Annotated in this window: 19 protein-coding genes and 4 pseudogenes; 10 read left to right on the top strand and 13 right to left on the bottom strand. The window is 71.8% G+C overall.

Features of this window, described 5'->3' with window-relative positions; genetic code table 11:
- Position 1: 1 nt before the first annotated feature.
- Together ACYUED_RS34880 and ACYUED_RS34875 are read right to left on the bottom strand one after the other, a co-directional pair.
- Positions 2-586: a (2Fe-2S)-binding protein gene (locus ACYUED_RS34880; protein WP_491288574.1), complete on the bottom strand. Its 585-nt coding sequence runs from the start codon at positions 584-586 to the stop codon at positions 2-4.
- Positions 586-1485 (bottom strand): FAD binding domain-containing protein, encoded by a 900-nt coding sequence (locus ACYUED_RS34875; protein WP_491288573.1) that lies wholly within the window; start codon positions 1483-1485, stop codon positions 586-588. The genes ACYUED_RS34880 and ACYUED_RS34875 overlap by 1 nt, the downstream gene beginning before the upstream one ends.
- 343 nt (positions 1486-1828) lie before the next feature.
- Between ACYUED_RS34875 and ACYUED_RS34870 the strand changes: the two genes are divergently transcribed.
- Both ACYUED_RS34870 and ACYUED_RS34865 read left to right on the top strand, forming a co-directional pair.
- Positions 1829-3502 (top strand): PucR family transcriptional regulator, encoded by a 1674-nt coding sequence (locus tag ACYUED_RS34870; protein WP_491288572.1) that lies wholly within the window; start codon positions 1829-1831, stop codon positions 3500-3502.
- A 230-nt stretch (positions 3503-3732) separates the two neighbouring features.
- Positions 3733-4515, top strand: coding sequence for a hypothetical protein (locus ACYUED_RS34865; protein WP_266523402.1), 783 nt, complete (start codon positions 3733-3735; stop codon positions 4513-4515).
- Positions 4516-4725: 210 nt separating this feature from the next.
- Here ACYUED_RS34865 and ACYUED_RS34860 read toward each other — a convergent pair whose 3' ends face one another.
- Together ACYUED_RS34860 and ACYUED_RS34855 are read right to left on the bottom strand one after the other, a co-directional pair.
- Positions 4726-5025, bottom strand: a complete 300-nt coding sequence (locus tag ACYUED_RS34860) for a hypothetical protein (protein WP_491288571.1) — start codon at positions 5023-5025, stop codon at positions 4726-4728.
- A 126-nt stretch (positions 5026-5151) separates the two neighbouring features.
- Complete coding sequence (locus ACYUED_RS34855; protein ID WP_491288570.1) at positions 5152-5949, bottom strand: GntR family transcriptional regulator; 798 nt, start codon at positions 5947-5949, stop codon at positions 5152-5154.
- 138 nt (positions 5950-6087) lie between these two features.
- Here ACYUED_RS34855 and ACYUED_RS34850 point away from each other — a divergent pair.
- A pseudogene (locus ACYUED_RS34850) lies at positions 6088-6820 on the top strand (iron-sulfur protein).
- A 302-nt stretch (positions 6821-7122) separates the two neighbouring features.
- Positions 7123-8166, top strand: coding sequence for a DUF2637 domain-containing protein (locus ACYUED_RS34845; protein WP_491288569.1), 1044 nt, complete (start codon positions 7123-7125; stop codon positions 8164-8166).
- A 60-nt stretch (positions 8167-8226) separates the two neighbouring features.
- On the opposite strand, the gene ACYUED_RS34840 is transcribed toward ACYUED_RS34845, so the two are convergent.
- Entirely contained in the window at positions 8227-8688 is a 462-nt protein-coding gene (locus tag ACYUED_RS34840; RefSeq protein WP_491294571.1) for an ATP-binding protein, read from the bottom strand.
- 225 nt (positions 8689-8913) lie between these two features.
- Here ACYUED_RS34840 and ACYUED_RS34835 point away from each other — a divergent pair, with 225 nt between their 5' ends.
- Entirely contained in the window at positions 8914-11148 is a 2235-nt protein-coding gene (locus ACYUED_RS34835; protein ID WP_491288568.1) for a glycoside hydrolase family 38 N-terminal domain-containing protein, read from the top strand.
- A 15-nt stretch (positions 11149-11163) separates the two neighbouring features.
- On the opposite strand, the gene ACYUED_RS34830 is transcribed toward ACYUED_RS34835, so the two are convergent.
- Positions 11164-11625, bottom strand: a complete 462-nt coding sequence (locus ACYUED_RS34830) for a hypothetical protein (RefSeq protein ID WP_491288567.1) — start codon at positions 11623-11625, stop codon at positions 11164-11166.
- A 104-nt stretch (positions 11626-11729) separates the two neighbouring features.
- Complete coding sequence (locus tag ACYUED_RS34825) at positions 11730-12341, bottom strand: hypothetical protein (RefSeq protein WP_491288566.1); 612 nt, start codon at positions 12339-12341, stop codon at positions 11730-11732.
- A 220-nt stretch (positions 12342-12561) separates the two neighbouring features.
- Between ACYUED_RS34825 and ACYUED_RS34820 the strand changes: the two genes are divergently transcribed.
- Positions 12562-13941: a helix-turn-helix domain-containing protein gene (locus ACYUED_RS34820; RefSeq protein WP_491288565.1), complete on the top strand. Its 1380-nt coding sequence runs from the start codon at positions 12562-12564 to the stop codon at positions 13939-13941.
- Positions 13942-13984: 43 nt separating this feature from the next.
- On the opposite strand, the gene ACYUED_RS34815 is transcribed toward ACYUED_RS34820, so the two are convergent.
- Together ACYUED_RS34815 and ACYUED_RS34810 are read right to left on the bottom strand one after the other, a co-directional pair.
- On the bottom strand, positions 13985-15727 hold the full coding sequence (locus ACYUED_RS34815; RefSeq protein WP_491288564.1) for a pyruvate dehydrogenase: 1743 nt from the start codon (positions 15725-15727) through the stop codon (positions 13985-13987).
- Positions 15728-15791: 64 nt separating this feature from the next.
- On the bottom strand, positions 15792-17471 hold the full coding sequence (locus ACYUED_RS34810; RefSeq protein WP_491288563.1) for a protein phosphatase 2C domain-containing protein: 1680 nt from the start codon (positions 17469-17471) through the stop codon (positions 15792-15794).
- A gap of 496 nt (positions 17472-17967) precedes the next feature.
- On the opposite strand from ACYUED_RS34810, the pseudogene ACYUED_RS34805 reads away from it, so the two are divergent.
- From ACYUED_RS34805 to ACYUED_RS34795, 3 genes and pseudogenes are all read left to right on the top strand, one after another.
- Positions 17968-18294 (top strand): annotated as a pseudogene (locus ACYUED_RS34805) (helix-turn-helix transcriptional regulator); the annotation flags it as partial.
- Positions 18295-18465: 171 nt separating this feature from the next.
- Complete coding sequence (locus tag ACYUED_RS34800; RefSeq protein ID WP_491288562.1) at positions 18466-18948, top strand: DUF456 domain-containing protein; 483 nt, start codon at positions 18466-18468, stop codon at positions 18946-18948.
- A gap of 178 nt (positions 18949-19126) precedes the next feature.
- Positions 19127-19495 carry a PPOX class F420-dependent oxidoreductase gene (locus ACYUED_RS34795; protein ID WP_491288561.1) on the top strand — a complete coding sequence of 123 codons (369 nt, stop codon included), beginning with the start codon at positions 19127-19129 and terminating at the stop codon, positions 19493-19495.
- An 8-nt stretch (positions 19496-19503) separates the two neighbouring features.
- On the opposite strand, the gene ACYUED_RS34790 is transcribed toward ACYUED_RS34795, so the two are convergent.
- The 3 genes from ACYUED_RS34790 to rsgA all read right to left on the bottom strand — a co-directional run bounded on the left by ACYUED_RS34790 (position 19504) and on the right by rsgA (position 22777).
- Positions 19504-19986 (bottom strand): methylated-DNA--[protein]-cysteine S-methyltransferase, encoded by a 483-nt coding sequence (locus ACYUED_RS34790; protein ID WP_491288560.1) that lies wholly within the window; start codon positions 19984-19986, stop codon positions 19504-19506.
- Positions 19987-19989: 3 nt separating this feature from the next.
- Entirely contained in the window at positions 19990-21390 is a 1401-nt protein-coding gene (locus ACYUED_RS34785) for an AlkA N-terminal domain-containing protein (RefSeq protein WP_491288559.1), read from the bottom strand.
- A 274-nt stretch (positions 21391-21664) separates the two neighbouring features.
- Complete coding sequence (gene rsgA / locus ACYUED_RS34780; protein WP_491288558.1) at positions 21665-22777, bottom strand: ribosome small subunit-dependent GTPase A; 1113 nt, start codon at positions 22775-22777, stop codon at positions 21665-21667.
- Between the two features lie 421 nt (positions 22778-23198).
- Here rsgA and ACYUED_RS34775 point away from each other — a divergent pair.
- A pseudogene (locus ACYUED_RS34775) lies at positions 23199-23382 on the top strand (NF041680 family putative transposase); the annotation flags it as partial.
- Here ACYUED_RS34775 and ACYUED_RS34770 read toward each other — a convergent pair.
- Positions 23311-23732: pseudogene (locus ACYUED_RS34770) on the bottom strand (IS1380 family transposase); the annotation flags it as partial. The pseudogenes ACYUED_RS34775 and ACYUED_RS34770 overlap by 72 nt on opposite strands.
- Positions 23733-23779 lie beyond the last annotated feature (47 nt).

Genomic DNA, 23779 nt, shown 5'->3' with positions numbered 1-23779 from the left:
GTCAGACCGCCTCTCCCTGCCGGGCGGCCGCCAGGCGGACCGCGTCCATGATCTTCTCGTAGCCCGTGCAGCGGCACAGGTTGCCCGACAGGGCCTCGCGGATGTCCCCGTCGGTCGGGTTCGGGTTGCGTTCGAGCATCTCGTCGGCGGCGACCAGCAGACCCGGCGTGCAGAAGCCGCACTGGACGGCGCCGGCGTCGATGAACGCCTGCTGGATCGGGGACAGTTCGGTTCCCTCACCGGTCTGCGAGTCCTGGCCCTCGGCCGCCCACTGCCGGGCGTCCTGAAGGGACGTGCCGCACGCGCCGGAGGCGCAACCGCCGTGCTCCTCGCGCTGCTTGGCGAACTCCGCGAGCCCCTCGACGGTGACGACCTCACGGCCCTCGGCCTGACCGGCCGCGACCAGGCACGAACACACCGGCACGCCGTCCAGGCGGACCGTGCAGGAACCGCACTCGCCCTGCTCGCAGGCGTTCTTGGAACCGGGCAGCCCGAGGCGCTCACGCAGCACGTACAGCAGGGACTCGCCCTCCCACACGTCGTCGGCTTCCTGCGGGCGTCCGTTGACAGTGAAGTTGACGCGCATCAGGCGACACTCCCCTTCTGATGGGTGGGGCCGTCAGCGCCGCGATATGACTCCCAGGTCCAGGTCAGCGTGCGGCGGGCCATGACGCCGACCGCGTGGCGCCGGTAGCTCGCGGTGCCCCGGACGTCGTCGATCGGATTGCAGGCGCCGGAGCACAGCTGGGCGAACTGCTTGGCGACCGACGGGGTGATGATCTTTCGGTTGTCCCAGAAGCCGCCCTCTTCGAGCGCCGCGTCAAGGAACTCCTCCGCCGCCTTCGCCCGGACCGGGGTGGGCGCCGCGGAGCCGATGCCGGTGCGGACCGTGCGGGTCTCGGGGTGCAGGGCGAGACCGAAGGCGCACACGGCGATGACCATGGCGTTGCGGGTGCCGACCTTCGAGTACTGCTGCGGGCCGTCGGCCTTCTTGATGAGCACGCCCCTGATGAGTTCGTCGGCGGCGAGCGCGTTGCGCTTCACGCCGGTGTAGAACTCGTCGATGGGGATACGGCGGCTGCCGCGCACCGACCCGACCTCGACCTCGGCGCCGGCCGCGAGAAGCGCGGGGTGGGCGTCGCCGGCCGGGGAGGCGGTGCCGAGGTTGCCGCCGACGCCGCCGCGGTTGCGGATCTGCGGGGAGGCGACCGTGTGCGAGGCGAGAGCGAGACCCGGCAGCTCGGCGCGCAGGTTCTCCATGATCTTCGAGTACGGGACGGAGGCACCCAGCCACACGCTGTCCTCGCCGACCTCCCACTCGTAGAGGTCGCCGATGCGGTTCAGGTCGAGCAGGTACTCGGGCCGACGGTGGTCGAAGTTGATCTCGACCATCACATCGGTGCCGCCCGCAATGGGCACAGCGGTGGGGTGCTCAGCCTTGGCGGCGAGCGCCTCCTCCCAGCTGGCGGGGCGAAGGAAGTCCATGACCGGCTCTCTTCTTCGTCTCGTGGGTCGTACGGATCGAGCCAGATCCGGTGCGGTGAGCCCGGCTCGTTCATGTGCTGTTTACGCGGGGTGGAGCCAGTACACAGCGCCGTACTCCACCGGGGTCAGTCACGGAAACCATGAAGGAGTTGGCTGGCCAGGGCGGGCATCTTGTAGATTCGTATGAACGGAGGTCATCAGCAACCTCCCTGTCTTCCTGTAGAAACGCAGGAAACAGCCCGGCAGTCGAAGAATGCGGCTCCCGCACCCTGCGCCGGGCACCTCCCGGCGTCCACCCTCACGATTCATCGTAGATTTCGAGACAAAGATCGGCGGCGACGAGATGCGGCTGCGCGCACTGCTGGACACCGACGCGCTGGGCCTGCGGCTGCTCGGCGGCGAGGACGAGCTGGACCGCACCGTGCGCGGTGTGATGACCACCGACCTCCGCGATCCCAGCCGCTACCTGTCGGGCGGGGAACTGGTCCTCACGGGCCTCGCCTGGCGCCGTGACGCCGCCGACTCGGAGCCGTTCGTACGGATCCTGGCGCAGGCCGGAGTGGCCGCGCTGGCCGCCGGTGAGGCGGAGCTCGGGGACATCCCGGACGACCTGGTGACGGCCTGCGTCCGGCACCGGCTGCCACTGTTCGCGGTGCACGAGTCGGTGGCGTTCGCGACGATCACCGAGCATGTCGTCCGGCAGGTCAGCGGCGAGCGCGCGGGCGACCTCGCGGCGGTCGTCGACCGGCACCGCCGGATGATGACCTCGGGCCCGGCGGGCGGCGGCCCGGACGTGGTCCTCGACCTGCTCGGCTCCGATCTGGACCTGCGGGCCTGGGTGCTCTCCCCCACCGGGCGGATGATCGCGGGCACGAAGGTCGCCGGGCCCGGCCTGCCCGCCGACGCCTGCGCCGAGCTGGCCGCCGAGCACCTCGCCGCCACCCGCACGGGCCGCCGCGGACCGCACCGGGTGACGCTCGGCCCGAGCACGTACAGCCTCTTCCCGATCCGCAGCAGCGGCCGCGCCGCGCAGGCTTCCCGGGACGTGCGCGAGACGGTGCTGTCCGACTGGCTGCTCGCCGTCGAGGCGGACGCCGGGGACTGGCCCGCGGAGCGGCTCGACCTGCTCCAGGGCGTCACCCAGCTGATCTCTGTCGAGCGGGACCGCCGGGACGCGGCGCGCACGGTGCGCAGGCGGCTGGCGCAGGAGGTACTGGAACTGGTGCAGACGGGCGCGGCGCCCGCCGAGATCGCCGCCCGGCTGCGGGTGGCCGCGCCGGTGCTGCTGCCCGGCCTGGGGGCCGCCCCGCACTGGCAGGTGGTCGTCGCCCGCGTGGCCTGGGAGGGCGCCGGGATCGAGAGCGGTCCGGTGGCCCAGTCGCTCCTGGAGGAGATCCTCGTCGACCCGCTCGCCACGGGTCCCGAGCCCTCCGACCGTATCGCCGTGGCCCACACGGGCGACGAGGCCATCGCGCTCGTACCGCTGCCGGCCGTCTCCGCCGAGCACGACGGCTCGGAGTCCGGGATCCTCGCCGACGCGCTCCTGGAGTCCGTACGGGACCCGCTGTCCGCCGGACTCGACGACGACGGGCAGCTCACGCTCGGCGTCAGCGCTGCCGTGCACTCGGCGGAGGGGCTGCGCGGGGCGCTGGAGGAGGCCCGGCACGCGCGGCGGGTGGCGGCGGCCCGGCCCGGGCGGGTGTGTGCGGCGGGCCACCAGGAACTGGCCTCGCACGTCCTCCTGCTGCCGTTCGTGCCGGACGACGTGCGGCGGGCGTTCACGGCGAGGCTGCTCGACCCGCTGCGCGACTACGACCTCCGCCACCGCGCCGAGCTGATCCCGACCCTGGAGGCGTTCCTCGACTGCGACGGCTCCTGGACGCGCTGCGCGACCCGGCTGCACCTGCATGTCAACACGCTGCGCTATCGGGTCGGGCGGATCGAGCAGTTGACGAGCCGTGACCTCTCGCGCCTGGAGGACAAGCTGGATTTCTTCCTGGCATTGCGCATGAGCTGAGGTCATCCGGGGACGGAACAGGAGTGGCACCAAGTGCCGTCGCTGTCCCACGACTTTGTGAAATCCTTCACCCACCCCCTTGGCCGGGCGCCGCGATTCGTGCTGAGATGCCGCCACCACTCAACAGCTCGATGGCGTGCTGGGCCTGTTCCTCGGACCGGGTCGGCGGCAGGGCGCGGTGCCTTGCGACGCCGGGCTGATCCGAAGGACAGGACCTTGGGGAGGGCAACGTGGCGCATACCGCCATGTCTGGTACCGGAACGACCGCAGGTGACGATCCCCTCCAGACCGCGGTATGGCGGCTGCGCTCGCGCGCCTGCTGGGCCGACGCGGCGGCGCTGCTGGAACCGGTCTCCGCCGATTACGCGCTGCAGCGGGCAGCGCTGCTGGTGGAGCGCTGCCTGTACACCGAGCAGGGGTGGGAGGAGGCCGAGGACGCGCTGCGTACGGCGGAGGCCCTCGCGCACACCGACGACGAGCGGGGGGCGGCCGCTTGTGAACGGGGGCAACTTGCGTACGCGGCGACGCTGCACTCGGTGCGCGACCGGGCCGACGAGGCGCGGGCCGCGCTGGGGCGGGCGGCGGCGCTGATCGCGCCGGGGGCGGCGGGGCGGGCGGTGCTGGACTTCCGGCGGGGGCTGATCGCGGAGAACCTCGCGCGTTCGCCGCAGGCCGCCCGGGCGGCGTACCGCAGGGCGCACGCCGGGGCCACGGCGCACTCCGATCCGCTGCTGTTGTCGTTCACCTGGCGGCATCTCGCCGGACTCGCCCTGCGCGAGGGGGAGCTGGCGGAGGCGCGGCACGGATTCGCCGAATCACTGCGGATCCGGGAGGAGTTGGGCTACCTGGTGGGGACGGCGCCTGCGCTCGCTTCGCTGGCCGACGCGGAGGCCGAGCCGGAGGCGTCGCGGCTGCGGGAGGAGGCCCGGCGGCTGTTCCGGCTGCTGGGGGGTGTGCCCACCTGGCTGGCACGGCAGTTGACCCCACCTGCAGCCGGCGCGGCCACCGCCTGAGCCGTCAGTGCCTCGGCAGGCACCGTTTGCCCGTCAGGGAGCGGCATCCGGTGCGCGCTCTCGCCCGGGCCGGGTGCGGGCCCTTGTACCGGGCGGACTCGGGCCTGTGCCCGGTGCGGCGACTGGGGGCACCGGACTCCGCTCCTGGTGGCAGTGGGGGCGCGTGCGGGCGTCGCGACGGGCGACGGCTGCCTGTCCGGGCACGGGCGACTAACCCCTCTGTATCTGCGCCAGCAGGTGCTGGATCGAGCCCAGTACGGACTCGCGGAGTGCGGTGTCACGGGCGAGGACGACGACCACGACGACCACGAACAGGAACGAGACGAGGCCGCCGCCCCGGCTCCGCCGGTACGCGGTGGGGGCCGGCGGGGGCGGCGGGCGGTGGCCGTGCCGCGAGGCGTGCTGTACGGCCCGCTGATGGTCGCGCATGGCGTGCTGATGAGCCTGCTGCTGGGCTTGCTGCTGGGCCTGTTGTGCCGCCTGCTGTGCGGAGAAGGACGGGTCGGGCATCGCTGTCACCTCCGTGGCCGGCACTCTCCGTGCCGTACGGGGGGCCACGCGGGCCGGACGGGCCGGGGTTCCCGACATCCCGAACCGTCACCGGGAGCCGACGCTTCCGTGACCGCCCTCACGCGCTCAGGACGCCCCCGCGAAGTGCTCCCCCACCAGCCGTCGTACGACGTCCAGGTCCCGTTCCGTCAACGCGTCCAGCAGGGCCGCGTGTTCGGCCGCGTCGGCCAGGAGGTCGGCGCGGGCCCGGGAGGGCGGGCCGCCGACGAGGGGCCACTGGGCGCGGCGGTGGAGGTCGTCGGCGATCTTGACGAGCTGTTGGTTGCCGGACAGGGCGAAGACCGCGCGGTGGAAGGCACGGTCGGACTCCGCGTACGTCGCGGCGCAGCCGGAGGTGGCGGCGCGGAGGGTCGCCTCGGCCAGGGGGCGCAGCCCGGCCCAGCGTTCGGCGGGGACCGTGCGGGCCAGTCGCAGCATCACGGGGATCTCGATCAGCGCGCGGATCTCGGCCAGCTCGGCCAGCTCCCGGGTCCCCCGCTCGATCACCCGGAACCCGCGATTGGGCACGACCTCGACGGCGCCCTCCAGGGCGAGCTGCTGCATCGCCTCCCGGACCGGTGTCGCGGAGACCCCGAACCGCTCGCCCAGCGCCGGCGCCGAGTACACCTCGCCAGGCGTCAGCTGGCTCGTGACCAGGGCGGTGCGCAGCGCGTCGAGGATCTGCCCGCGCACCGAGGCCCGCTGGACCGGGCGAGGGCGCGGGATCGGCTGTTCGCTGTGGGTGTGCTCGCCACGGGTGGCTCCTGAGGCGAGGGCCCGCTCGCGGTCCACGTCCTGCGCACCGGGCTGCGGCGGCACCCGCGGCGTCCCTGTGAGAACCTCCGGAATCCCCGTGCCGGCGGAGCCCTGGGCGCTCTGCTTCACAGGTCCTCCTGAGGACGTGTCGGTACTTGGGGTCATTACGGCTGGTTGTTACTCGTCCGTCAAGAACCTTAGGCGCAGTTCTCGACAGTTCAAATCCCACCGATCACAAATAAGGTTAGGCTTGCCTATAAAGTTGCCATGCACCCGTCGAGGATCGGCGGTCCCCACGCGCCCGTGCCCCGCGCGGCACTCACGGACACCTCCGCCCGTCCTACCGGGACCTTCCCAGGGCCGGCCATCACGGAGACGGACGCTCACGAGCAGGCGCCGACCGGCGGCGAAGGGGGCGGCGCCGCCCCGTCGACGGAGGGTGGGGCCGACCTGGAGGCGTTCCTCACCTGGGGCGACGCACAGGTACAGCGCGACTACGGACTGCGCGCACGGCCGGACGTCGTGGTGAGCTTCGTCCGCACCGGTACGCCTGACCCGTCCGCCCGCCGATCACCGCGCCCCGGTTCCTGCTCCGCCGGGCGCCCCGCCTCCCCGTGACGCACATCTCGTACGACCGCTCCCCCCGGGCTCTCCATAGGCCGCATGCCCGTGCGAGCAGAGGTGCGGGCCACGGTGGCCGAACACCTCGAACCCGTCTCGCCGGATTCGGGCCGCGCATGCGGCGGCGCGGGCGCGCCCCGTGGGGCGAGGTGCGGCGGGCGACACACGAACCGGAGGCGCTGCCGCCGGACGCCACCAAGCCGTACGCCGGGTCCGCGGCCCTCCGGGAGCCGACCGGACCGGACGGGGAGTCGCTGCCCGCCCGCGACCGGGTGGACTGCTGCATGTTCTACTCGGTGCACCTCGCGGACACCTGCGCCACCCGCCCGCGCACCGACTCGGACCGGCCACCAAGCCGCCGGCCGCCGCAGCGAGTTGAGGGACCCTCAGGCGCACCGTCCGTCGGCCGTCCCGTAAGATCCCCCCGAAGAGATCACCCGCTCGGTTACAGGCGTTTCACAACTTCCTCACTTGCCGCAGGAACTTTCCGTGGAACCACCCGTACGGGTAGTCTTATTCGAACTCAACTCCCGCCCCTCACGCGGCAGTTCGAGCAGAACGCCGCCCTGGGCATTCCCTTGCACTTCCTTGGCGGCCTCTTGCCCCGAAACCCCCTGAGGGCCGGTGGGATTGGGCCACTATGGCGGGCGTTACGCCCTATCCCAATGCAAGGGACCCCAGATGAGACTGACCGACATATCGCTGAACTGGTTGCTTCCGGGCGCCGTACTGCTCCTGGGCATGCTGGCGGCGGTGGCGGTGCTCGCGCGCAGCAAGCGGTCCAGCGGGGAGCACGCGAAGGACGACACGTGGGAGCGCAGCGAGGAGCGCCGTAGGCGCAAGGAGGCTGTTTACGGCACCGCCTCCTATGTTCTGCTGTTCTGCTGTGCGGCGGTCGCCGCCGCCCTCTCCTTCCACGGCCTGGTCGGCTTCGGTGAGCAGAACCTCGGCCTCACCAACGGCTGGGAATACCTGGTGCCCTTCGGCCTCGACGGCGCGGCCATGTTCTGCTCCGTGCTCGCGGTGCGCGAGGCCAGCCACGGTGACGCGGCCCTCGGCTCCCGGATACTGGTGTGGACGTTCGCGGGCGCCGCGGCCTGGTTCAACTGGGTGCACGCGCCCAGGGGCCTCGGCCACGACGGCGCGCCGCAGTTCTTCTCCGGCATGTCCCTGTCTGCGGCCGTCCTCTTCGACCGCGCGCTGAAGCAGACCCGCCGGGCCGCGCTGCGCGAGCAGGGTCTCGTGCCGCGTCCGCTGCCGCAGATCCGTATCGTCCGCTGGCTCCGCGCTCCTCGCGAGACCTACAGGGCCTGGTCGCTGATGCTGCTGGAGAACGTACGCAGCCTGGACGAGGCGGTCGACGAGGTCCGCGAGGACAAGCGGCAGAAGGACGCGAACCGGCTGCGTCGGCGCGAGCACGACCGCCTGGAACGCGCTCAGCTCAAGGCCATCAGCCGGGGCCACCGCGGATTCACCGGCCGAGGCGGCGGACGCCAGGTGGAGCCCCAGGCCCTGGAGCGGGCTTCCGCCGCGGTCTCAGCGGAGCCTGCCATATCGACCCCGGAACCGCTGCCCGTACGCTCTCGCCCGTCCTTGCAGCCCGTCCGCAAGGGCGGTTCTGACCCGGTCACCGTGGACCTCACCGCGGAGGACGACACCATGGCCCTGCCGCGCCTCGACTCCCTGGAGCGCAAGCTCAAGGACCTCGAGCAGCAGTTCGGCTAGATACGGCCGTCATGGGAAGGGGGCGTGGTCCACGGACCACGCCCCCTTCCCGTTGCCCGCTCATGCCGCTCCGGCGTCGAGTTCGAACCAGACGACCTTTCCCACCCCGTGCGCCCGTACCCCCCACGCGTCCGCGAGGGACTGCACCAGGACCAGGCCCCTTCCGTGCGTGCCGTCGTCGGTGTTCGACGCCCTCAGCCTGGGTCTGCGCGCCACGAAGTCCCTTACCTCCACCCTGAGTCCGCGGGGCCCGACGGTGGCCGTCAGCACCGCGTCGTGGTCGGTGTGAATGATTGCGTTGGTGACGAGTTCGCTGGTGAGCAGCTCCGCTGTCTCCGACCGACCTGGCCTGCCCCACTGCCTGAGCAGCTCGCGCAGTGCCCTGCGTGCCTCGGGCACCGCCTTCAGGTCCGCCCGGCCCAGTCTCCGCCGTATCTGCCGTATCTGGGACGGCTGCGCGTGGTCCCTGCCGCCGTCGGCCCTGTCCTGCGCCGCTTTCGCCGAGTAGGTCCCCATCGCCATGGGACCGCCCCCTTGCGCCTGCCTCTTCATGACCCCCGCCCGCGTGCCGATGTCGGCCCCCTCCTTGTCGAACACGTTCACGGGATCCATGCCCCACGGGACACGTGCCAGTCATGTCTCCTCGTCAACGACCATGTGTTCGGCCACGGATGCAGGGGTTTTGGCCGGGTAGAGAGACCCTTTGGACAGAGGTGCCAGAGCCGTCCTAGCGCCGAGGGAGCCGCCGTGCACGACGACCGAACCCTGGTGGAGGCGCGCCTGGAGCGCGCCATGGGACAGTTCGTACGGCCCGCCCAGTACGCGGAGCGTGTGCCACTGGTCGTGTCCGTGTGGCATGTTCCCGGCGAACCGGTGCCGGTGGACCAGGCGCTGCAGGCCGTATACGAGGACTTCGCCACCGGAACGGCGTGGGGAAAGCCCTGGTCGACGAGTTGGTTCCGCCTGACGGGCCGGGTGCCCGAGGAGTGGGCCGGCCGCCGGGTCGAGGCGGTGATCGACCCCGGGTTCACCGGCGACGGGCCCGGATTCCAGGCCGAGGGACTGCTCTACGACGCCGCGGGCGTGCCCCTGAAGGGCGTTCACCCGCGCAACCGCCACCTGCCCGTCGCCTCCCCGGCAAGCGGAGGCGAACCGGTGCATCTGCTTCTGGAGGCGGCCGCCAATCCGGCCGTACTGCACGGCTTCGAACCCACGCACCTGGGCGACGTCCTGACCGCCGGGGATCGGACCGTCTACCGATTCCGCTCTGCCGACCTCGCCGTACTCGACGAAGCCGTGTGGCAGTTGGTCCTCGACGTCGAGGTGCTCTCGGAGCTGATGCACGAGCTGCCCATGGACCGGCCCCGGCGGCACGAGATCCTGCGGGCGCTGGAGGACATGCTCGACACCCTCGACCTGCACGACGTGTCCGGGACGGCACCGGCGGCCCGCGCCACGCTGGCGGACGTCCTGTCCAGGCCCGCCTCGGCGAGCGCCCACCGGATCTCCGCGACCGGGCACGCGCACATCGACTCGGCCTGGCTGTGGCCGCTGCGCGAGACGGTCCGCAAGGCCTCGCGCACCTTCGCCAACGTCACGGCGCTCGCCGCCGACTACCCCGAGCTGGTGTTCTCCTGCTCGCAGGCCCAGCAGTACGCCTGGGTGAAGGAGCATCAGCCGCACATCTGGGAGCGGATCAAGAAGGCGGTGCGGGAAGGCAATTGGGCGCCCGTCGGCTCGATGTGGGTGGAGTCCGACGCCAACATGCCCGGCGGTGAGGCGCTGGCCCGGCAGATCGTGCACGGAAAGCGGTTCTTCGCCGAAGAACTCGGCGTGGAGACGGAGGAGATCTGGCTGCCGGACTCCTTCGGCTACACCGCCGCCTTCCCGCAGCTCGCGAAACTGGCCGGAATCCGCTGGTTCCTCACCCAGAAACTCAGCTGGAACCAGTCCAACAGGATGCCCCACCACACCTTCTGGTGGGAGGGCATCGACGGCACCCGCGTCTTCACCCACTTCCCGCCCGTCGACACCTACAACTCCCAGCTCCACGGCCGTGAACTCGCCCACGCGGAACGCAACTTCGCCGACAAGGGGCGGGCGACGCGATCGCTGGTGCCGTTCGGGTGGGGTGACGGCGGTGGCGGCCCGACCCGCGAAATGGACGTCGAGTCCGTGGAGTTGGTGGAGTCCGGACCGCTGCGGGCGGTGGTGCGGGTGACGCGGTCGTTCGGGACGTCACGGATCACGCAGGAGATCCGCCTCGCGGCCGGGGCCCGGCGCCTCGACGTCGTCACGGACGTCGACTGGCAGGAGTCCGAGAAGGTGCTGAAGGCCGCCTTCCCGATCGATGTGCACGCCGAACGCTCCACGGCGGAGATCCAGTTCGGGCACGTCCACCGCCCGACGCACGCCAACACGTCCTGGGACGCGGCCCGTTTCGAGATCTGCGCGCACCGCTGGCTGAGGGTCGCGGAGGAGGGCTACGGCGTGGCGGTCCTCGGCGACTCGACGTACGGCCACGACGTGACCCGTACCCCGCACGAGGACGGCCTCGGCACGACCGTACGTCTGACGCTGCTGCGCGCCCCGCACAGCCCTGACCCGGAGACGGACCTGGGCACGCACCGCTTCACCTACGCGCTGCTGCCGGGCGCGGATGTCGGGGGCGCGGTCGCCGAGGGGCTCGCGCTGAACCTGCCGCTGCGGGTGGCCGGAGCGCCGGTCGTCCAGCCTCTGGTCCAGGTCGACGACCCCGCCGTGACCGTCGAGTCGGTCAAGCTTGCGGAGGACCGCGGCGGGGACGTGGTGGTACGGCTCTACGAGTCCCGGGGCGGGCGGGCGCGGGCCACGCTGGCTCCCGCGTTCCCGGTGGGCCGCGTCGAGGTGACGGACCTGCTGGAACGGCCGCAGCACGAAAGCGACTTGCACTTCGAGCTGCGGCCGTTCCAGATCCTCACGGTGCGGCTGCGGCCGGCGTAGCGGCCGCAGCCCGCCCTACTTCCCGCCGATGCCCTTCTCCCCGATGTGGAAGATCTTGCGGGTGTCTCGGGTGATGTCGACGACGACCTTGGTGGTGCTGTTCTTGCTCCAGGTGAGGGTGACCACGGCCTCCGTGTACTTCTTCGTGCTGCCGTCGTCGGTGACCTTCCAGGAGAGCGGGACGTTCTGCGCGCGCAGGACGCCGTCCGCGTGCTCCCTCTCCTCCCAGGCCTTCAGCTCCTTCTGGAAGCCGGTGGTGAGGTAGTGGCTGCGCAGGGCCTCGCCGAGGTTGCCGCTGTCCTCGTCGGTCACCGCGTCGATGTAGGCGCCGTAGAAGTCGGCGATGCGGGTGACGTTGTCGGACGGCGTGCCGCTGACGCTGCGCGGTGCGCCGGCGGAGGCCTGGGCGGTGGCGCCGAGGCCGAGGGCGACGGCGAGGACGCCGGCGGTCAGGACGGTGCGGGTCTTGCTGTTCATGGTGTTTCCCCGTTTTCGTGTAGTGCCGAGTTCGGTCGATGCAGGGCCGCCCGCCCGACCCCCGTGCGGGAGGGCGGCCCCGGTGGTGCTGTTTGGTGGTGCGGTCAGTGGAGTTTGTTCACGGCCGTGGTGGTCGTCTTCTTGAAGGCCTTCACCGGGGCGTCGGCGAAGTCGCCCATCTGGCCCCAGTCGACGACGGTGACCGTGCGCCCGTCGCGGCCGGCCGAGAGCAGGCGGATGTCGGTCGCGCCCCAGGAGGTCCCGGTGTGCAGGCCGTAGACGTGGGCGCCCTCCTCGACGGAGAGCTTTCCGTAGTCCTTCACCGTGGCCTCGGTCTCCGGGTCGGCTCCCTCGATCCGCTCCGGGCAGGACCTGATGTCCTTGTCCAGCGCCGAGACCAGCCGGGCGGCGGCACGGGTGTCGGGCAGCACGACGGTGATCTGGCGGGCGCCCGTGTCGAGGTCGGTCCGGAAGTCGCGGTGCCAGGCCCACTCGTGTCCCGGCAGCGCTCGCAGGCAGGTGTCCTGGTCCGTGGCCTCCGGTACGCCCACGGTGACCTTGTCCGCCGTCCAGGACGAGGAGGGGTGCGGCGGCAGGTCGGCCGCCGCGAGGAAGCCGGGCGCCTTCGGTGCCGCGGCCGCCGGTCCGGCGAGTCCTACGGCCAGACCCGTGACGGCGAGTGCGACGAGCGCGCCTGCTCTGGTGCGCTTGGGCATGGATGTCCCCCGTGGATGAGTGCATGGGTGTCGGATGTCGCAGCGACGGCGGATGGTCGGTCCGGCCCTGGTCGGTGCGACACCAAGAGCATCGGCCGTCACGGGAGCCCGGCGCAACGCCCGACGCCCTTTCGGCGACGGTGGAACCATCCCAGCCCATCTGACGTGCAGGTATAGGGAGTGCCTGGGATGCGGAAACTTACGTGAGGACGGGAGAACGGTGTCGACTCAGGACGACGTCGAACAGTTCGCGGCGCTGCTGCGCCGGCTGAAGGACCGCACGGACCGGAGCTACGGCTCCCTGGCCCGGCGCGTCAACATGAACACCTCGACCCTCCACCGCTACTGCGCGGGCGAAGCCGTACCGCAGGACTTCGCGCCCGTGGAGCGGCTCGCGGCCTTCTGCGAGGCGACGCCGGAGGAACGGCTCGAACTGCACCGGCTGTGGCTGCTCGCTGTGGCGGCACGACAGCGGGTGCGTACGGCGGCCGCGGCGGGCGAGGAGCCGGTGGACCAGGCACCGGCTGTCGTCGAGGAGAGGGCGGACCGGACGTCCGTTCCCGTCGAGGGGCCGGTGGACCAGGCACCGGCTCCCGTCGAGGAGGCCGTCGTGCCGGAGGTCGTGGAAGGGCCCCGGCCCTCCCCCGCCGTCCGCCCCTGGTACCGCCGCCGACGGGTCCTGGCGTCCACCGCCGCCACCTGTGCGCTGCTCGCGACCCTCGGCACTCTGTCCGCGCTGTCGACGGACCGCTCCTCGGACACGGCCGCCCCGCGCTCCTCCTCCGGCCCAGGGACGACCGCTCTCCCATCGCCCCACAGCTCGTCGAAGACGAAGACGTCCGCGAGTTCCTCCCCCAGCGCGTCGGGCGGCTCGTCCGCACCCGGCACGAAAAACAGGGCCGCCGGCTCGTCCGCCCCGAACGCCGACCCCACCGGCGCCGGAAAGCCGGCCGCCGGCCTGCCCCTCACATGGAGCACCGACTCGCAGATCTGGGACGGGGGCTGCGCACACGACTACGTCATCGGCAAGGAGCCGGACCAGGTGCCCCCGCCGCCGGTGCCGCAGGACGCCGCGGGCTGGGCGGCGACGCAGGGGGCGGTGCACGGGCGGCAGACGATGGTGCAGATCTCGGTGCAGGGGAAGTCGTCCACGGCCGTGGTCCTGGAGGCCCTCCGGGTCCGCGTCGTCAGCCGCGGCACCTCGCTCAAGGGCACCACGTACGACATGGCGCAGGGCTGCGGCGGCGGCCTCGGCCCGCGCTACTTCGACGTGAACCTCGACATCAACCGCCCCATCGCCCGCGCGGTCTCCGGCGCCGACGACAGGGGAAACCCCGCCCCCGCCGTGAAGTTCCCCTACCGCGTCTCCGCCCAGGACCCGGAGGTCCTGCTCACCACCGCGACGACCGAGATGTACGACTGTGCGTGGTACCTGGAACTCGACTGGTCCTCCCAGGGCCGCACCGGCACGGTCCGCATCGACGACCACGGTCGTCCGTTCCGCACGAGCAGCATCAAGGGCCTGCCACGCTACTGGTACGGCACGAACGGCCACGGCGTGCGCCAGTGGGTGCCCGCCGAGGTACCGGACGGCGCCTAGGTGTATTGATCACGACCGTTAACAACGCTCGTGATCAATACACCTAGGGCCGAGGCACGTTACGGATGTTGGAACGGGCCATCTGCACCATGCGACCGACGCCTCCGTCCAGGACGATCTTCGAGGCGGACAGGGCGAAGCCGGTCACCATCTCGGCGCTGATCTTCGGCGGGATGGACAGGGCGTTGGGGTCGGTGACGATGTCGACGAGGGCCGGGCCCTTGTGCTTGAAGGCGGTCTTCAGGGCACCGGCGAGGTCCTTGGGCTTCTCGACGCGCACGCCGTGGGCGCCGCAGGCACGGGCGACCGCGGCGAAGTCGGGGTTCTTGTTCGTGGTGCCGTACGAGGGAAGGCCCGCCACCAGCATCTCCAACTCCACCATTCCCAGCGAGGAGTTGTTGAAGAGGACGACCTTCACGGGGAGGTCGTACTGCACCAGGGTCAGGAAGTCGCCCATCAGCATGGAGAACCCGCCGTCCCCGGACATCGACACGACCTGCCGCCCGCGGTCGGTGAACTGGGCGCCGATCGCCATGGGCAGCGCGTTCGCCATCGAGCCGTGGGAGAAGGAACCGATGACGCGGCGGCGGCCGTTGGGTGAGATGTAGCGGGCGGCCCAGACATTGCACATCCCGGTGTCGACGGTGAACACCGTGTCGTCGTCGGCGAGTTCGTCGAGCACGGAGGCCACGTACTCGGGGTGGATGGGCACGTGCTTGTCCACCTTGCGCGTGTAGGCCTTGACCACCCCCTCCAGCGCGTCGGCGTGCTTCTTCAGCATCTTGTCGAGGAAGTGCCGGTTCTGCTTCTCCCGCACCCGCGGGATCAGACAGCGCAGCGTCTCCCGTACGTCGCCCCACACGGCCAGATCCAGCTTGGAGCGGCGGCCCAGACGCTCGGGCCTGACATCGACCTGCGCGATCTTGACGTCGTCCGGGAGGAAGGCGTTGTACGGGAAGTCGGTGCCGAGCAGGATCAGCAGGTCGCACTCGTGGGTGGCTTCGTAGGCGGCGCCGTAGCCGAGCAGGCCGCTCATGCCGACGTCGTACGGGTTGTCGTACTGGATCCATTCCTTGCCCCGCAGCGCGTGGCCGATCGGCGACTTGATCTTCCCGGCGAACTCCATGACCTCGGCGTGCGCGCCCGCCGTGCCGCTGCCGCAGAACAGGGTGATCCTGCCGGCCTTGTCGATCATCTCGACGAGGCGGTCGATCTCGGCGTCGCCGGGACGGACGGTGGGCCGGGAGGTGACGAGGGCGGTCTCGGCGGCCTTGTCCGGGGCGGGCTGGTCGGCGATGTCGCCCGGGAGCGAGACCACGCTCACCCCGCTCTGCCCGACGGCGTGCTGGATGGCCGTCTGGAGCAGCCTCGGCATCTGCTTCGGGTTGGAGATCAGTTCGCTGTAATGACTGCACTCGCGGAACAGCTGGTCGGGGTGGGTCTCCTGGAAGTAGCCGAGGCCGATCTCGCTGGAGGGGATGTGCGAGGCGAGGGCGAGGACGGGCGCCATGGAGCGGTGGGCGTCGTACAGGCCGTTGATGAGGTGCAGGTTGCCGGGCCCGCAGGAACCGGCGCAGGCGGTCAGCTTCCCGGTGATCTGGGCCTCGGCGCCGGCTGCGAAGGCGGCGGTCTCCTCGTGGCGTACGTGCACCCAGTCGATCGCGGCGTTGCGGCGGACGGCGTCCACGACCGGGTTGAGACTGTCGCCGACGACGCCGTAGAGGCGTTTCACTCCGGCGCGCACAAGGATGTCGACGAACTGCTCGGCGATGTTCTGCTTGGCCATGGCGGTCTCATGCCCTTCGGTCTCCGTGGATCCCTCTGGGTCCATGCATTCACAGCGGGGGCCCTCACGCCTCCCAAACGGCGGCAGCCGTACGGTCGTCCGCGTACCCCTTGACCCGGACCTGGGTGTCCGCGAGGAACGCGGCCAGGCCCGGTGGGGTGGGTCCGGTCCACCGGGTCGTGAGATACCGGCACAGGTCGGGTTCGCCGCGCAACGGCTCGGCGAGGCCGCCGCTGCACATCAGGAGCGTGTCGCCCGTGTGGGCTACGGAGGCCCGGAACCGGAAGGGTTCGCGGGGCGGCTCGGGGGCGGGGTCGTACGGGCTGGGAGGTGTCGTTATGCCCAGGTCCATGGTGAGGCGGTCGCCCTCGGGCGTCTCGGCAGGTAGCGAGCCGAAGCCGACGACCGCGTCACCGACGGCGTCGGTGACGCGCGGCTCGATGTCCTGCCAGTCGCCATCGCGCAGCCGGAACAGCCCGCCGGTGCCGACGCCGAAGAAGACGCGGGTACGGCACTCCGGGTCGGCGGGCAGGAGCAGGCAGCGCAGGGTGGCGGAGTACTCCTCCGGGTCGATGCCCTGCTCGGCGGCGCTGGCGCGGAGCTTGCCGAGGCTGCGGTCGGTGAGGCGGTGCAGGCCTGACTTGAGGTCGCCGCGCCTGGCCGCCCTTATGTCCTCGGCGAGCCGGGCATGACTGCGGCCGATGGCCCGGCCGATCCAGTGACAGGCCTCGGCCGCGGCGCGGTGCGCTCCGGGCGTGGCCCGGGCGCCGGTGGCCATCGCGACCAGGATCAACGCCTGTTCACCGGTGCCGAAGCGGGCGGTGAGGAGGGAGTCGCGGCGCGGTTCACCCCGGTACCGGGCGGAGTCCCCTCGCACGGAGACGGCACGCAGGGTGCAGGCACCGTAGCGGGCCCCGTCGAGCACGGTGTCCGCCACGAGGTCGTCGAGGTCGTCCGGATCGGCGGGCGGCAGCGCGGTGGGTTCGGCGTCATAGGTCGGCGGCCCCGAACCGACGTAGTCGACCGACGCAGGGGGCAAGGTGGGGATATCGACGTGGGTGGCGGTGCGACGGTCTTGGGGGGCCGGGAGGTCATGGGGAACGGGTGGCGGGGCGTCGAGCAGGTCGGAGGCGAAAGCCTCGCCGGGAGCCGAGGTCCGGAGCCCGTCGGGTGCGAGGGCCTGCGTGATCGGATCCGCCACGGCCGGTGTCGGGGGGTGGGGTTCGTTCATCCGCGTGTCGCGGGCGCCGTCCGCCAGGGCCGGGGCTTGCCCGGGGCCGCGATCGGCCGACGCGGTCTGGGGCGTGTCGGGGGGCGTCCGGGAGGCGGGCACCGTCGTCGCGGGGGTCTCCGTGGAGCCGCGGTCCGCAGGCGTCTGCTCGCTGCCGTCCTCGTATGGCCACGCCTCAGGTCCCGCCGGGAATGTCTCCGGTCCGCCCGGGCTGTCGGGCGGCGGCTCCCAAGGCGCGCGTCGCCGGGTGAGTCCGGAACCGAGCGAGGACTCTGCCGGTTCGGCACCACCGGGGCGCTGCGCGGGGACTCCCGATCCCGCGGCGGTCACCCCCTCGTCCACGGCCTCCGCCCCGGAATCGGCCCCGCCGCCCACCGCTCCCGCCACCGACGCGAACCGGTCGTCCAGGCTGTCGGGCGCGGGCGCGGGGCCCGTGTCCTCGGTGGAGTCGTCGTACAGCTGTCCCCACCAGTCGTCCTCGTGACCGGTGGAACTTCCCCCCTGCTGGCTCATGCCCCTAATTGTCCACCGCATGGGCCGTATGAAAACGGGGCATCAGGAAAAACCGCCACGGCATCCCCGCCCAGGACGGCGCGTCGGGTGAGTCCTCGAACTGCGGTGCGCAGCAAAGTCGCCGGGCGGATCCACCCCCACGGGAGAGCCGCCCGGCGACACCGGAGTGCCCCGGGCCCGAATCCCCTTCGCGCCGGCGGTGCATCGACGGCACGTTTCGGGCCCGGATCACGTTCTCGGTGACCGGATCACGCCAAGGAGCCGGTCGGACCGGAGCCGAGTGTGACCCATGTCCCTGGAGATCAGCTGTGCGTCGCCGTCGTACCCTGCGCCGCACACAGTCGCTGATCAACACGGTCGTGGCGACATGGCGACACCTTGGCAGAGTGCCGGGTGCCACGGCGATGATGTTGCGAGGCGGGTTTGCGCCGTGGCTGTTTTCCGCCACCGTACGCAGGCATCGCGGGGTTGGTTCTTCGGAGAAGGGCGGCGGCTGATGCTGTCAGTGCTGGGGCTGGACGAGACGCACGAGTCGGCGTACCGGGCGCTGGTGCCCGTGGGCGCGGCCGACGTGCCGGATCTCGCGCGGCGGCCCGCGCTCGGCGAGCACGACACGGAACGTGCGCCGCGGCGACTGGAGCGGCGCGGGCTCGCCGCCCAGTCCTCGGCCCGGCCGGGACGCTGGGTGGCCGCGCCGCCCGGGGTGGCGCTGGGCGCGCTGCTCACCCAGCAGCGGCACGAACTGGAGAAGGCGGAGCCGGCGGCCGCGCTGCTCGCGGAGGAGTACCGGGCGGTGGCGGCCGAACCCGCCGTGCGCGACCTGGGCCTGCGGACCGTGCAGCGGCGGGTGAAGCGACTGGCGGAGCTGACCGGGGTGACGACCCGGCTGCGGCTGGGCTGGCACGCGTACGAACGGGGCTGGGTGGCCCGGGAACGGGACCGGATGAGCACTGACTGACCTGCGGCTTCTCCGCCCGTCCGGCACTCTGGTCAGATGGGAGTGTCGGACCTCCTGCTGGTCGCGCTGGTCCTCCTGTTCGGCCTGTGCGGAGTGCTGGTGCCCGGGGTGCCGGGATCGTGGCTCGTGTGGGCCGCGGTCCTGTGGTGGGCGCTGAAGGATCCGCAGGCGGTGTCCTGGTGGGTCCTGGTGGGTGCGACGGTCGCGCTGTTCCTCTCCCAGGTGGTGCGCTGGGCGCTGCCGCCGAGACGGCTGCGCGAGAGCGGCGCGACCCCCCGCATGGGGGTGTACGCGGGGGCGGGGGCGTTCCTGGGCTTCTTCCTGATACCCGTGCTCGGCGCGATCCCCGGCTTCATGGGCGGCATCTACCTCAGCGAACGCCTCCGCCTGGGCCGGCACGGCGAGGCGATGGCCGCACTGCGCACCGCGATGCGCTCGGGCGGCTCCAGCGTGCTGGCGGAGCTGTTCACCTGTCTGCTGATCGCGGGGGCGTGGCTGGGCGCGGTGATCTGGGGCTGAGTGCCGGGGCCCGCCGGCCGATACCCGGAGCCGTGCCGGCCGGTATCCAGAGTCCCGCCGGCCTGTCTCCGCAGTCCCTCCAGCCTGTGTCCGGTGTCCCGACGCGACGGGCGTGGGCCCGCGGCATTAGGGCGAGGAACCGATGTGCCGGGTGGGCGGGCGTGTTTGGGTGACTGCCATGACCGAATTCAGCGAGGCCGAGCGTGCGTATCTGACGTCGCAGCGGCTGGGGCGGCTGGCCACCGTCGACCCGCACGGGCAGCCGCAGGCCAACCCGGTCGGCTTCTTTCCCCAGGAGGACGGCACGATCCTGGTCGGCGGGTACGACCTGGGCGCCACCAAGAAGTGGCGCAACCTCCGGCAGAACCCCAAGGTCGCCCTGGTCGTCGACGACATCGCGAGCCTTCACCCGTGGAAGGTGCGCGGTGTCGACATCCGCGGCGAGGCCGAACTCCTCACCGGCCCGCACGAGTTGGGCGCACACTTCAGCGAGGAGCTGATCCGCATCCATCCGAGGCGGATCCACAGCTGGGGCCTGGAGGACTAGCTGCAGAACTAAAGGGATCCCTCCAGCGTCAGCAGCCGCACCTTTCGCTCAAGGCCGCCCGCGTACCCCGTGAGGGCCCCGTCCGCGCCGATCACGCGATGGCACGGCCGGACGATGAGCAACGGGTTGGCTCCGATCGCGCCGCCGACGGCCCGCACGGCGGCACGGGAAGCGCCGATACGGGCGGCGATCTCGCCGTACGTCGTGGTCGCCCCGTAGGGAACCGAGTCCAGGGCCGCCCACACCTTCTCCCGGAACTCACTGCCCGCCGTGCTGAACTCCAGCCGGAAGTCCTTGAGTTCACCGGCGAAGTAGGCGCAGAGCTGTTCCTCGGCCGTCCGGAACGGGCCGGGGTCGTGCCGCCAGTCCTCCTGCACCGTGCGGCCGTTCTTCTGCCCGGGCACGGAGAGGGAGGTCAGGGCGCCGGTGGGGTCGGCGGTGAGGAGCAGAGGTCCGACCGGGCTGTCGACGTGGGTCCAGAGGATGTTCATGAGTCAGTCCAACTCTCCTGCGGCACGCAGGTGTTGCAGGGCGTACGAGCGCCAGGGGCGCCAGCTGTCGGGAACCTCCGGGCCGGGCGGGGCGACGTCGGGGTCGCCGAGAGCCCGGGTGCGGATGACGGCGACCATGTCGGCGTCCAGGCCGGGCAGGGCGAGCAGTGCGGCCGCGGCGTCGTCGCGGTCGGCGCCCGGGTCGAGACGTACGGCGCCGTCGGCGAGGGCGGCGGTGAGCGCGCCGAGGGTGCCGTCCGGTTCGGCCTCCGCGAGGACGGCGGGCTCGGGGAAGAGGTGGGTGAGGCTGCCGCAGGGGGCGTCGAGCGCCTTGCCGTACCGCCGCACGAGCCTCTCGGCCTCCGCCGGGCCTGTCAGTGCCCGCACCGCCAGTTCGTCGGGATCGGCGGCTCCCGGGGAGCGCAGCCCCGGCCGGGCGGCGACCAGCGGAGCGAGCCGTTCGTCGCCGCCGAGCCGCTCGTCGACGGCGTACGGATCGGCGTCGAGGTCGAAGAGCCGCCTCAGCCGCCCCACGCCGGTGGTCAGGTCGCGGGGGTCGGTGAGGTGCAGCCGGGCTTCGAGCCAGCCGCCCGGGTGGGCACCGGAGGCGGACTTCGCCGTGCCGGTGCGCTCGTCGACGGCGACGATGCCGGTGCCGTGCGGAAGGCGGAGGGTGCGGCGGTACGTGCGCCGCCCGCGTTCCCCGCTCACCTCCTCCACACCGGACACGGCCTCGTCCGCCAGCAGGTCGAAGACGGCGTCGGCCTGGTACGGGCCCCGGTGGGCGAGCCGCAGGGGGATCCCCGCGGTGGGGGTGGCCGCACGCCGGCCAGCCCTGCCGCTCTTGGGCGCGGTGGCCCGCAGCTCGCTCGGTGTGGACGCGTACACGTCCCGGATGGTGTCGTTGAACTGCCGCACGCTGGCGAAACCGGACGCGAACGCGATCTCCGTGATCGGCAGCTCCGTCGTCTGCACCAGCACGCGCGCGGTGTGCGCGCGCTGGGCCCGGGCGAGCGCGACCGGTCCTGCGCCTAGTTCGGTGGTGAGCTGCCGCTGCACCTGCCGGGCGCTGTACCCGAGCCGCGCGGCGAGTCCCGCCACGCCTTCCCGGTCGACGACCCCGTCCCCGATCAGCCGCATGGCGCGCCCCACGGCGTCGGCACGCACGTTCCAGTCGGCCGACCCCGGCACGGCGTCCGGCCGGCACCGCCGACAGGCCCGGAATCCCGAGCCCTGCGCGGCGGCGGCCGTCGCGAAGAACCGCACATTGCGCCGCTTCGGCGTCACCGCCGGGCAACTGGGGCGACAGTAGATCCCCGTGGTCTCGACAGCGAAGAAGAACTCCCCGTCGAACCGGGCATCCCGGCTCCGCACGGCTTCATACCTGCTGTCTTCGTCCCTCACGCCTCCCAGTCTCCACCCCGCCACCACACCGAGCTGGCGGAATTCGGACACGAAGCTCCCCAGCCCGGGCCGATTCGTTTCAGCCCAGGCTGATTCATTTCAGCCCGTCCGGCGTTTGAGGACACACCACCGCCACCCGAAGACACAGCACCGGCCGGCGCATTTCAGCCCGTCCGGCGTTTGAGGACGAGGCCGTTCAGGCCGAAGGGGGGCTGGGGGCGCGGCCCCCAGAGGACGGCGCCCCCAAACACCGGCTCAGCGCCAAGACACCGGCTCAGTGCCAACGCCGCCGCTTCAGATCCATCGCCGCCCGCCCCTCGGCCCCCTTCCGCTTCCACTCCCGCCGAACCTCCGCCCGAAGGCGCGCGTCGGTCTTGGCCACGATCCACTGGTTCTCCCGCATGAGCTTGCGGTAGCTCTCCAGTCGCCGGTGCGGCAGCTCCCCGCACTCGACGGCCCCCAGCACCGCGCACCCCGGCTCCGCTTCGTGCGCGCAGTCGTGGAAGCGGCACTTCCCGGCCAGTTCCTCGATCTCGGAGAAGACCTGTCCGACGCCGACCTCGGCGTCCCACAGGCCCACGCCCCTCAGCCCCGGCGTGTCGATGAGGACACCCCCGCCGGGCAGGGCGAGCAGGTTGCGCGTGGTCGTCGTATGGCGTCCCTTGCCGTCGATGTCGCGCGTGGCCTGCACGTCCATCACCTCGGCGCCGAGGAGCGCGTTCGCGAGGGTGGACTTGCCCGCGCCGGACTGCCCGAGCAGCACGGCGGTGCCGCCGGAGACGAGGGACACGAGGGCGTCGAGCCCGTCGCCGTCCTGGGCACTGACCGTCAGCACGGTCACGCCCGGCGCCGACAGCTCGACGTCCTGGACGAGATGCGAGCGCGTCGCCGCGTCCGGCACCAGGTCGGCCTTGGTCAGCACGACCAGCGGCTGTGCGCCCGACTCCCAGGCCAGCGCCAGGAATCGTTCGATGCGGCCGAGGTCGAGTTCGGCGGCGAGGGACACGGCGACGATCGCGTGGTCGACGTTCGCGGCGAGGATCTGCCCCTCGGACCGCTTGGAGGAGGTGGAGCGTACGAAGGCGGTACGGCGCGGCAGTAGGGAACGCACGTACAGCGGGTCGCTGCCTTCGGGGTCGACAGCGACCCAGTCGCCCGTGCACACGACCTTCATCGGGTCACGCGGGACGACAAACTCGGTGTCGGCACGGACGGTGCCGACCGAGGTGATGACGTCGCACAGACCACGGTCGACCCGGACGACGCGGCCGGGCAGGAGACCGTGCTCGGCGTAGGGAGCGAACTCGGCTTCCCATCCCTCGTCCCAGCCGTACGGGGTGAGAGGGTGCGAGGAAGCCGAAGAAGCCGAAAGAGAAGAGAGATTCAAGGGAAGCCCTTCACAGGGGCAGCCCCGGCCGCACGCGCTCGCCAGCGCAGACGATGCAGGAAGGCTCAGCCGGAGGCCACAGGGGTGGGGTGGATGAACTTCTGGATCTGGGCAGCACCCAGCGCAACGACAGTCATCACGGTCCTCACCTCCTGTTCTTGCGAGCACTCACGCGCACTCAACGGCTTGCACACAAGCTACGGGACAGGGGTGCCGCGATGCCAACCCTTTTTCCTGCGGCACCCACCTGATCAACGGCTCTGCAGCCACCGGATGAACCACCCGGCCAACCCGGTGCCCAACGCGGTGCCGGCGCCACGCAACACGAACCTGCCAAAGGACAGCCGGACTCGACGGGCCAGTCGACGCACCCGATCGGAAACCCGGTGGGAGATCGTCAACTTCCTCGCACACCTTCGCAGACCGCTGGACCTGGCTCGTCATCGCCGCCCACACCCAACTCCGGCTCCTCCGCGCTGCTGCTGCGGACCTCCGGCGTCCCTGGGAGAAGCCCGCCGAGCCCGGCCGCCTCACCCCGGCCCGAGTCCGGCGAGGGTTTCGGAACCTCCGCCCGCACTTGGCATGCCCGGCCCGTGCCCCGGGGCGTCAACGTATCGGGCAGAGGCGTTGGATCGTCCGGCGGCGTCCTGCTTCTCGGAGTGCGCGAGGACGAGGACGCCGTCGATGTCCACGATCACCTGCCCGCCCGCGTGCGGCGCCGCGTCACCGGCCAACCGCCATACATGTTCACGTACTTCAGCCCGGGCAGGGCGCAACGCGGCCAAGACCCGCTGCCCACCCGACGCCGGCTTGCTGACCAGCCGCGAGACCGTCGGGTCGGAGGCCGCCGGCCCGAACCCGGTCGGCACGGCCCGCAACATGCCCACATCGGCCAGGCAGTCCCCACCCGGCGCGCCACCGCGAGCGCGGCGTCCAGCAGGATCTTGCCCAGGTCGTCACCTGGACAGTGCCTCCGGCTGGTGCGGGAACAAAGACCTCGAC

This window comes from Streptomyces sp. DF42, from assembly GCF_058267695.1.
The sequence above is the reverse complement of the archived record's forward strand: the minus strand, read 5'-3'. Positions and strand labels throughout refer to the sequence as shown.

Excerpts from the sequence above, each read along its gene's own strand:
- ACYUED_RS34880 (WP_491288574.1), bottom strand. The coding sequence starts at position 586 with ATGCGCGTCAACTTCACTGTCAACGGACGCCCGCAGGAAGCCGACGAC.
- ACYUED_RS34875 (WP_491288573.1), bottom strand. The coding sequence starts at position 1,485 with ATGGACTTCCTTCGCCCCGCCAGCTGGGAGGAGGCGCTCGCCGCCAAG.
- ACYUED_RS34870 (WP_491288572.1), top strand. The coding sequence starts at position 1,829 with ATGCGGCTGCGCGCACTGCTGGACACCGACGCGCTGGGCCTGCGGCTG.
- ACYUED_RS34860 (WP_491288571.1), bottom strand. The coding sequence starts at position 5,025 with ATGCCCGACCCGTCCTTCTCCGCACAGCAGGCGGCACAACAGGCCCAG.
- ACYUED_RS34845 (WP_491288569.1), top strand. The coding sequence starts at position 7,123 with ATGAGACTGACCGACATATCGCTGAACTGGTTGCTTCCGGGCGCCGTA.
- ACYUED_RS34840 (WP_491294571.1), bottom strand. The coding sequence starts at position 8,688 with ATGGCGATGGGGACCTACTCGGCGAAAGCGGCGCAGGACAGGGCCGAC.
- ACYUED_RS34830 (WP_491288567.1), bottom strand. The coding sequence starts at position 11,625 with ATGAACAGCAAGACCCGCACCGTCCTGACCGCCGGCGTCCTCGCCGTC.
- ACYUED_RS34825 (WP_491288566.1), bottom strand. The coding sequence starts at position 12,341 with ATGCCCAAGCGCACCAGAGCAGGCGCGCTCGTCGCACTCGCCGTCACG.
- ACYUED_RS34815 (WP_491288564.1), bottom strand. The coding sequence starts at position 15,727 with ATGGCCAAGCAGAACATCGCCGAGCAGTTCGTCGACATCCTTGTGCGC.
- ACYUED_RS34810 (WP_491288563.1), bottom strand. The coding sequence starts at position 17,471 with ATGAGCCAGCAGGGGGGAAGTTCCACCGGTCACGAGGACGACTGGTGG.
- ACYUED_RS34800 (WP_491288562.1), top strand. The coding sequence starts at position 18,466 with ATGGGAGTGTCGGACCTCCTGCTGGTCGCGCTGGTCCTCCTGTTCGGC.
- ACYUED_RS34795 (WP_491288561.1), top strand. The coding sequence starts at position 19,127 with ATGACCGAATTCAGCGAGGCCGAGCGTGCGTATCTGACGTCGCAGCGG.
- ACYUED_RS34790 (WP_491288560.1), bottom strand. The coding sequence starts at position 19,986 with ATGAACATCCTCTGGACCCACGTCGACAGCCCGGTCGGACCTCTGCTC.